This is a genomic window from Bradyrhizobium sp. NBAIM03, from assembly GCF_020194055.1.
Classification (GTDB): Bacteria; Pseudomonadota; Alphaproteobacteria; order Rhizobiales; family Xanthobacteraceae; genus Bradyrhizobium; species Bradyrhizobium yuanmingense.
The window spans coordinates 1-3,617 of the sequence record NZ_JADYVS010000069.1 but is presented as its reverse complement, the minus strand read 5'-3'; the positions used below and the strand labels follow the sequence as shown (position 1 = coordinate 3,617).

Here is a 3,617-nt window from a genome sequence, read left to right as displayed (position 1 = left end):
GAATCCGACAAACCATTCGCTCATGGCGACTGGGTTCGACGCGAAACCACTGGAGTCTTGAAGAACTCGCCAAGCTGATTGATCCTGTCGTGCAAGGATGGCTGAACTATTACGGACGGTTTTACCGAACGGAATGTGTCAACGTCCTTCGTCACGTTAACGACGCGCTCGCCCATTGGACGAGGCGGAAATACAAGCGGTTGAAAGGCCGGAAAGTCGCTTCAGTATATTGGTTGGGACGGCTCGCACAGCGCGATCCGAACCTACTCTATTTGTGGCGAGTCGGCATTCGACCTGCGGCTGGAAGATAGAAGCCGGATGAATCGAGAGCTTCACGTCCGGTTTCGTGAGAGCCTCGGGATGCAATTCCCCGGGGCTACTCGACCGACGACCACCCGCTCGAGGTCCTTGGGGCCGATGGCGCCAGTCTTGTGCGCCACCGACAGGCTTTCTTGGATCAGCGCGACGAGCTGTTCCTCGCCCAGCCGCTGGCGCCAACGGGTCATCGACGATCGATCGAACGGCAGACGGTGGCAGAAGCTCAATTCGCCGCAGAAGTATTGGTAGTGGGGGTTCTCGATCCAGCGGGCGCACAGCACCTCATCTGACAAGTTGTGCATGTGCTTCAGAATGAACAGGCCGGCCACGAGCCGCGTCGGCAAGCCAGGCTGCCCCAACCCTGTTTGGCACACCGAACTAAAGCGCTCATCCAGAAACTTCCAGTCGATCAGCGCCGCCAACCGCACCAGGGGGTGACCCAAGTCGATGATCTGATCGAGCGCCGGAAGCAGCAGGTCTTTCTGGCGATCGTCCCGCGGTTTGCTCATCGCCTTCCCCAATGCCGATGACCCGACATCAGGGAATCACGAATCGCCCAAAAGCAAAATCCCAAAACGCAAGAAAGCGAGGTCCAACACCCCACTTTCTTGCAAAATCGAATACTACATCAAGACCAATTCTGCTTATTTCTCAGACCGATCCGTATTCTTCACGGACGACTATTGACACGAAGACGCTCGGCATCGATTTGCCCGTCGAGCAGTACAATACGTGCCTTCACCTGCTCCTTGTCGACATTCAGCTCGGCCAGCCGCTGCTCGAGCTCGCGGATACGTTGGGCCGAGGAGGGAGCGTCGTTATAGGACTCCCCGATGAAGACGCCGTCGCGAGCGGACGTAAGTTCCGTCTCCAAATATTTCACTCGCTGCTGCGCAGCCTCCAGTTCTTGCTGCGCCACGTCGTAAGTTGCGCGAGCGCGATCCAAATTCGCCGCCGTCTGTACACCACGCGTACTTAGTTCGTTTGCTCGCTTGAATTCTGCGTCCGCTTGACGAAGGCGTGTGGCCGCCCCGCTTTTGGTGCTCAGCTAGTTGCTCATCAAGTATTTGATAGCGAACTTGAGGAGTCGCTTCTTTCATCCCGACATGATGCAATTCTGAGCAGTCCGAATGCTAGGAGGTAGAACATGCTAAACATGCGCAATATGCCCGGCATTCATCGCGATAGATGTTGGAGGCAGCTTCTCAGCTTGCGTGATATTTTGAACCGCGGTTATCGAACCAGGGCGGGTGCCTTGCGGCGTTTCTCCCGGCGGCGGTTTCGGCGAAGAGGCGCGTGTTGCTGCCGATGCGCCGGTCGAGGCATTGGCCGGCCAGGACGCCGATCTCGTTTCTCCCCAACAAGGATAAGCGCTTCCATCGCGGCTTCGCATTTAGGCGGGTCATACTCGACGCTATCATGGATGGGTCACTTCCGTGCTTTGAGGACGACGCCCGTTTGTCGCAAACTGTGTGGACTAACCGCGCCCCTAGATCGGACAAGGCGAACGTGATCCTGCCATTGGTCCGAAGCCCGCGAGACGAGCCTGAGCCGGTTATCGGCGCCGATTGTCAGCTTTCAGACCGATGTCGACGCTTGACTTACACACCCGCTACGAAGTGCCTGCAGAACCTCCCATTTTCGATTCGGCACGGCCCTTGCTTGATTCGGGGCATCATCGCCGATCGCCCATATCCTAATCGAGGGAGTAACATGCCATGCCGCAGAGGAATTTCGTCCGCCAGCGCATCCTGTCGGCTGGCCTTGCCGCGCTTCTTGCTATCGCGCCGTCGATTGCACCGGCTTGCACGCGCCTCGTCTATCTCGGCGTCAACGACCAGGTGATCACGGCGCGGTCGATGGACTGGAAGAGTGACGTCGAGACCAATCTCTGGATCTTTCCGCGCGGCATGGCGCGCAACGGTGAGGTCGGTCCCAACTCCCTCAAATGGGTATCGAAATACGGCAGCGTGATCGCGTCGGGCTATGACATCTCCACCACAGACGGGCTGAACGAGGCAGGTCTCGTCGCCAACCTTCTGTGGCTCGTGGAGTCAGAATATCCAAAATTCGAACAAAGGAAGCCGGGCCTCACGATCGCGGCCTGGGCGCAATACGTGCTCGACAATTTCGCGACCGTGCAGGAGGCCGTGGATATGCTCGAGAAGGAGCCGTTCATCATCGTGACCGACAACGTGCCGGGCGAGAAGCGCCTCGCGACGCTGCATCTGTCGATCTCGGACGCGACCGGCGACAGCGCGATCGTCGAATACATCAAAGGTAAGCAGGTCATCCATCACAACCGGAAGTACCAGGTGATGACCAACTCGCCGATCTTCGACAAGCAACTCGCGCTCAACGCGTATTGGGAGCAGATCGGTGGTACCGTGTTCCTGCCCGGCACGAACCGCTCCTCCGATCGCTTCGCCCGCGCAGAATTTTACGTCAACGCGATTCCGAAGGACGAGAATCGCAACGATGCGCTGGCGAGCGTCTTCAGTGTGATCCGCAACGTCTCGGTCCCCTACGGCATCGCGACGCCGAACGAGCCGAACATCTCCTCGACCCGCTGGCGCACGGTTGCCGATCAGCAACAAAAGCTCTACTTCTTCGAATCCGTGCTGACGCCGAACACGTTCTGGGTCGATCTCAAAAAGATCGACTTCTCGCCTGCGACCGGCAAGGTGAGAAAGCTCGATCTCGGCCCCAACGAGGATCACACCTTCGCGGGCAATGCGACGGCGAGTTTCCGCGACGCGGAGCCGTTCAAATTCCGGGGCCGGCTAATGTGATGAGGGCCGCGGGAACCCGACTTGCGCTCGACAGTTTGACAGAGGCCGCGGCGGCGTGAACGCCGCGGCTGCGACGCGTCAACCAGCGTATTTGAAAACGAAAGGGGTAAGTACAAGGGGATTCGGTGTCTCCCTAAGCGGGAGCCAAGTGAACGGACACCACTTCGACAGTCACTGCAATGCCATGGACTCGTCGTCAAACCTGCATCACTAAGGCACGGGTTCGCGCCGGCAACTGAACCGTATGAGGTAGGAGAGTACGTCGCCTTTGATCACGACACCTCCTCCTACTTCTCTCGTGAAAGACACACACATTCATATTCGATCGCCGGAATGCGTACTCTCTTGACATCCACAGTCTGCTGGGAACCGCGGAATGACCTAGCAGGCTGTTGAAGAACTCAGCTGTGTTCGCAAACGAAGGCCGAATCGTCGCCATTGTGTATGTAGAAGTGGCCGACGAGCCTGCCGGCAGTGCCGATCATGGCCCATCCGCGACCGCAGGTG

General features: G+C 58.1%; 3 protein-coding genes and 1 pseudogene. 2 read left to right on the top strand and 2 right to left on the bottom strand.

Annotation, left to right across the window (positions count from 1 at the left end):
* On the top strand, window positions 1-311 hold a 311-nt coding region (locus I6F21_RS37345; protein ID WP_276573640.1), incomplete at its 5' end, for a group II intron maturase-specific domain-containing protein.
* Between the two features lie 75 nt (window positions 312-386).
* Here the strand turns inward: I6F21_RS37345 and I6F21_RS37340 are convergent.
* Window positions 387-827 (bottom strand): annotated as a pseudogene (locus tag I6F21_RS37340) (transposase); the annotation flags it as partial.
* Window positions 828-988: 161 nt separating this feature from the next.
* On the bottom strand, window positions 989-1,264 hold the full coding sequence (locus I6F21_RS37335) for a hypothetical protein (protein ID WP_225184338.1): 276 nt from the start codon (window positions 1,262-1,264) through the stop codon (window positions 989-991).
* Window positions 1,265-2,036: 772 nt separating this feature from the next.
* Here I6F21_RS37335 and I6F21_RS37330 point away from each other — a divergent pair.
* Window positions 2,037-3,110: a linear amide C-N hydrolase gene (locus tag I6F21_RS37330; protein WP_225184337.1), complete on the top strand. Its 1,074-nt coding sequence runs from the start codon at window positions 2,037-2,039 to the stop codon at window positions 3,108-3,110.
* The last annotated feature ends 507 nt before the right edge of the window (window positions 3,111-3,617 follow it).